Source organism: Bacillus sp. GMa5/1 (assembly GCF_050172015.1).
Classification (GTDB): domain Bacteria; phylum Bacillota; class Bacilli; order Bacillales; family Bacillaceae_G; genus Bacillus_A; species Bacillus_A cereus.
The window spans coordinates 1-4,861 of the sequence record NZ_JBNLYC010000248.1 but is presented as its reverse complement, the minus strand read 5'-3'; the positions used below and the strand labels follow the sequence as shown (position 1 = coordinate 4,861).

Below are 4,861 nucleotides of genomic sequence, written 5' to 3'. Positions count from 1 at the left end.
TATATGATATTTATTTCACTATCTCTTAAATATAATTTTTATATAAAACTTATTCATTTTTAATAAAGTTATTATTTTACATAATTAAATTGAATTTCTTCCATTTCCTCATGATAACTTACAAATAGATCATAGTTTTGAAAATACCAAAGATCATCAGAATCTACAAAAAATATAATACCTTCCTTCTCAACTGACACTATTTCGCCATCGGGTTTCTCAGCAACAACCCCTAAAGAATATCCGGGCTGAATTGAACTATCCCCTCCGTACCTTACAGTAAAACGTACAGATTCACCGTGCTTTATACGTAATTCTTCCTGGAACCATTGCAGAGCTTTACGATCAATTGAAATTCTCATCTTTATTCCTCCAGTTTACGCAAACTCTTTTTTTCCTAATCGTTGTTTTACAAAGAAGACGAAAATAATTAAGGCTATCAATGCTGAAATTGCACTCCCTGAAAATAAAATACGATAACCAAACATTTGTGAAACAACTCCAAGTGAAATAGCACCTAACCCGATTCCTAAATCAAACGCTGTAAAAAATGAAGCATTTGCAACTCCTCTTTTACTCGGATCGACAATTGTAAGCATTGCCGCTTGCAAAGCTGGCTGCGCTGAACCAAATCCAATACCGTATAATGTTGCTGCGATAATTACACCTATCAAACCATTTGAGATAGTTAAAACAACTATAGCTAAAATAGTAATACATAATGCTGGAAGTATGATGAATACTTCTCCATACTTATCTAATAGTTTCCCTGAAATTGGTCTTACAATTGTTAATGCAATTGCATATACAAGAAAGAAAGTTCCCGGATTCACATGAATTGATGATGCAAATAACGGTAAAAAGGTTGTTATTCCTCCATATGCAAACGATAAAAAGAATACTACAATCGTGATTGTTAATACGGATTTCTCAAATAGCTGAATTTTCCCTTTTTCTTTTTGTGGCGTAAATGGAATCTTCGTTATTAATGATAATACAACTGCCATAAAAGATAACAACGTCGCTAATAAAAATAGACCATCAAATGAATAATTTTGCACAACCCATAATCCAATCATAGGTCCAATCGCCATTGCAATTGTCATCGCCATCCCATACCAACCCATACCTTCACCGCGGCGTGAATCTGGAATAATATCCGTTATTGCTGTTCCAACAGCTGTTGTAGAAACAGCCCATGTTACTCCGTGAATAACACGTAAAACAGCTAAAAGGACAATAGTCGATGCTATATTATAGGAGTACATCGTTAAGCCAAAAAAGATGAGTCCGAAAATAATAAAGGATCTTCTACCATATTGATCTAACATTCCTCCAATAATCGGTCGTATTACAACAGCAGCTATTGTAAACATCCCCATCATAAGTCCAACTTGCGATTCATTGCCACCTATCTCTTTAATAAAGAGCGGGAGCGTTGGAACAAGTAAATAAAATCCTGTAAATAAAAATAACATTGCGAAAGTCATTTGAATAAATGATTTCGTCCATAATCGTTCCATAAAAATACCTCCATACACTCGTAAAATATTACGATTAACACCCTCATTGTATATTTTTTTTATCTCTTTTCCCTCCGCAAATAGACGTATCTTTTCATATTAAATAGTCCACCATCAGCTTACATTAGTCTTAAGACTTTGTACGCATATTTTAAACGAAAGTCCTATATATGTACCTTTATACGTGTGAAAAGAATATACTAATTTATTATCACAACTTAGGAGTGATTATTTTATGTGGGTATTATCATCAAGAGTAACTGTCGCGGTTCCTTCGATACCCGAAATACATGCCCCCGCCGTTCATACAGCAAGTTCCGATGTCGGCATTGAACTTCCAGCAATTTGGCAACAATACCAATCACCAGGTCAAGCTACCCCTTCATTTTGGCATCATGGTGCCCATCCAAGTAGCACTACCTTTTATCATCCTAGCCATGCTCCACTACCTCAGGCTCAAGTCTTTTATCATTTCCCATCAATTTATTTTCAAAATTTTTATGGTACGTTTAACATTTAAAACACATCATTTCATAGCTACTACATTTAAACGAAAAAAGCACTTAAGATTGTAATTTTCACAAATCTTAAGTGCTTTTTAATATTTTTTATAAATTTTTCTTATTGCCCGTTATTAGCAGGGGTCTCTCCTGCATTACCGCCAGTCTCTGGTGGTGTGGTCGCTGGTGGAGTTGTATTTCCTTGACCTCCTCCATTATTTGCCGGAGGTGTCGTATTTCCTTGACCTCCTCCGTTATTTGCTGGAGGTGTCGTATTTCCTTGACCTCCTCCATTATTTGCTGGAGGTGTCGTATTTCCTTGACCTCCTCCATTATTTGCTGGAGGTGTCGTATTTCCTTGACCTCCTCCGTTATTTGCTGGAGGTGTCGTTCCTTGGCCATTTCCATTATTTTGTTCTTCTTGTTTCTTTTGCTCTTCTAGTTTCTTTTGTTCTTCTTGCTTCTTAAGTTCCTCTTGTTTCTTTTGTTCTTCTTGTTTTTTCAGTTCTTCTTGTTTCTTTAATTCTTCTTGCTTTTTCTCTTCTTCAGTTTTTTGCTGTTGATCTTGTTTTGGTTGCTCCGTTGTATCCGGTACGCTAGTATTTGGCGATGAATCACGTTTTTCACCTTTTATACGTAGCTCACTACCTTCTTGAATAACGCTACTTGGCATTTTAAAGCGTGATTTATCTGTAGCCATTTCGCTCATCATTTCTTTAAAGATTAACTGTGCAATTTTCGTATTTTTACTACTAATATACTCGTCTTTACCATCTTTCATATACCCAGTCCATACTGCCATCGTATATTGCGGTGTATATCCAGCAAACCAACTATCACGAGTTGCACTTTCTGGAATTTTATATTGAGCTAATTGCTTTGATGAATAGTTTGTCGTACCCGTTTTACCAGCTACATCTAAAGAGCCTACATTTGCCGATGTACCAGTACCCGATGTAACTACAGAACGAAGCATATCAGTAATCATGTATGCGGTAGAATCTGTCATAACTTGTTTTGGTTTTTGTCCAAAACTTTGTGACTTACCGTCTGGATAAACGACTTTCTTAACAAAATGCGGTTTCGTATATTTACCTTCATTACCAAATGCCGCATAAGCACCCGCTATTTCAGTTGGCGATACTTCATTTGTACCAATCGCTGTCGATTCTGTCGGTGCTGTATTAAATGTAATACCTAGTTTCTCAGAGAATTCTTTTGATTTACTAATCCCTACTTCTTTTGCAGTTTTAATTGCAGGAATATTACGCGACATTTTTAATGCTTCACGCATCGTAATTGGACCCATATGACTTCTATCTGCATTTCGAACTTCTTGACCCGTTGAATACTTAAATGGAGAGTCATCGATTTGATGATACGTAGCCCATTTTAAATATTCAATTGCAGGAGCATAGTCGAAAATTGGCTTCATCGTTGAACCAGCTGCACGATCTAATTCAATTGCCATATTATGCCCTTTAAATACAGCTTTATTTTCTCCACGGCCACTACCTATAGCACGAACTTCTCCTGTTTTCGTATCCATAAATGTGAATGCACCTTGGAATTTATCGTTTGGATAATCAATGATATTATTATTTAAAATATTATCAGCAAGTTTCTGTGCTTTCGGATCTAACGTTGTATAAATTTCTAAACCGTCAGAACCAATATTAGCATCTGGCAATTCTTTTTCTACTTCTTTCACAACTGCATCCATAAATGCAGGGTATGGCATTGTTTGTAGTTGAGCTGCAGGCTTAAGCCCCTTTTCTACGTCAACTTTTGATGCTTCTTCCATTTCCTGTTTTGTTATATATCCATGTCGGTTCATTAAACTTAGAACAACATTTCTTCTTTCTGTTGCTTTTTGAACATTTTCTTTTTTCGTTGGATCATAGTTATTCGGTGCTTTCGGTAAACCTGCAAGCATCGCAACTTCTGGTAATGTTAAGTCCTTCAATTCTTTACCATAGTAGTTTTGTGCTGCTGTTGCGATACCATATGAACGATTACCTAAGTTAATTTTATTTAAGTACATCTCTAATATTTCATGTTTTGAATACTGCTGTTCTAGCTTATAAGCTAAATATATTTCTTGCGCCTTACGCTTTGGTGTTTTGTCCATTGATAAGAAGTAGTTTTTAATAACTTGCTGCGTTATCGTACTTCCACCTTGAGAGCCATAATCTCCTTTAAGGCTCACTAAAACAGCACGGGCAGTACCTTTAAAGTCTACTCCGCTATGCTCATAAAAACGTGAATCTTCTGTCGCTAAAAATGCATTTTCTACTAATTTAGGTATTTGATCATACGTAACATTCGTCCTTTTTTCTTTTCCATATTCATATACCAAATCCCCGTTTTTATCATAAATTTTTGAGGATAACGGATTAACAAGTTTTGCTTTTTCCAGTTTTGGTGCGTCCTTAATCATTACGAAAAAGGTAGCAACCCCCGCCACTAAACCTACAATACCAAGTAATAAACAAGTAATTAAAAACTTGCGGAAAAATGATGTTTTACCTTTTGGTTTTTGTGTTTTAGAAGCTGGTTGTTTTTTCTTTTTAACTTGTCGTCGCTCCTCGCGAGAACGATAATTTTCTGACATGTTACTTTCTCCTGCCTTTCAATTCTCCCGTTGATTTAATTTAAAATATTGAGGTCACTTTCGTAAATACGTTTAGGCAAGAAAGTGTACTGACCTGGAGCATTCAATATTTTCCCAATTCACAGATTACAAATTTTAGAATGGCTCTTATACATACTATTTTCACTTCTAATTTTCTAATAATGCTGCCCCTTTTAGCATAATAATGAAAGAAGTGAATTTTT

General features: G+C 35.6%; 4 protein-coding genes. 1 reads left to right on the top strand and 3 read right to left on the bottom strand.

The features are described from left to right. Nucleotides 1-71: 71 nt before the first annotated feature. Nucleotides 72-362, bottom strand: coding sequence for a HesB/YadR/YfhF family protein (locus ACQGSG_RS26585; protein ID WP_001222842.1), 291 nt, complete (start codon nucleotides 360-362; stop codon nucleotides 72-74). 15 nt (nucleotides 363-377) lie between these two features. Next, nucleotides 378-1,523 (bottom strand): MFS transporter, encoded by a 1,146-nt coding sequence (locus ACQGSG_RS26580; protein ID WP_325842621.1) that lies wholly within the window; start codon nucleotides 1,521-1,523, stop codon nucleotides 378-380. A 235-nt stretch (nucleotides 1,524-1,758) separates the two neighbouring features. Here ACQGSG_RS26580 and ACQGSG_RS26575 point away from each other — a divergent pair, with 235 nt between their 5' ends. After that, complete coding sequence (locus tag ACQGSG_RS26575; RefSeq protein WP_000270101.1) at nucleotides 1,759-2,043, top strand: hypothetical protein; 285 nt, start codon at nucleotides 1,759-1,761, stop codon at nucleotides 2,041-2,043. Nucleotides 2,044-2,144: 101 nt separating this feature from the next. Here ACQGSG_RS26575 and ACQGSG_RS26570 read toward each other — a convergent pair whose 3' ends face one another. Further along, nucleotides 2,145-4,637: a PBP1A family penicillin-binding protein gene (locus tag ACQGSG_RS26570; protein WP_065704216.1), complete on the bottom strand. Its 2,493-nt coding sequence runs from the start codon at nucleotides 4,635-4,637 to the stop codon at nucleotides 2,145-2,147. Between the last annotated feature and the right edge of the window lie 224 nt (nucleotides 4,638-4,861).

What these genes read in the sequence shown, in the direction of transcription:
- ACQGSG_RS26585 (WP_001222842.1), bottom strand. Translation starts at nt 362, where the DNA reads ATGAGAATTTCAATTGATCGTAAAGCTCTGCAATGGTTCCAGGAAGAA.
- ACQGSG_RS26580 (WP_325842621.1), bottom strand. Translation starts at nt 1,523, where the DNA reads ATGGAACGATTATGGACGAAATCATTTATTCAAATGACTTTCGCAATG.
- ACQGSG_RS26575 (WP_000270101.1), top strand. Translation starts at nt 1,759, where the DNA reads ATGTGGGTATTATCATCAAGAGTAACTGTCGCGGTTCCTTCGATACCC.
- ACQGSG_RS26570 (WP_065704216.1), bottom strand. Translation starts at nt 4,637, where the DNA reads ATGTCAGAAAATTATCGTTCTCGCGAGGAGCGACGACAAGTTAAAAAG.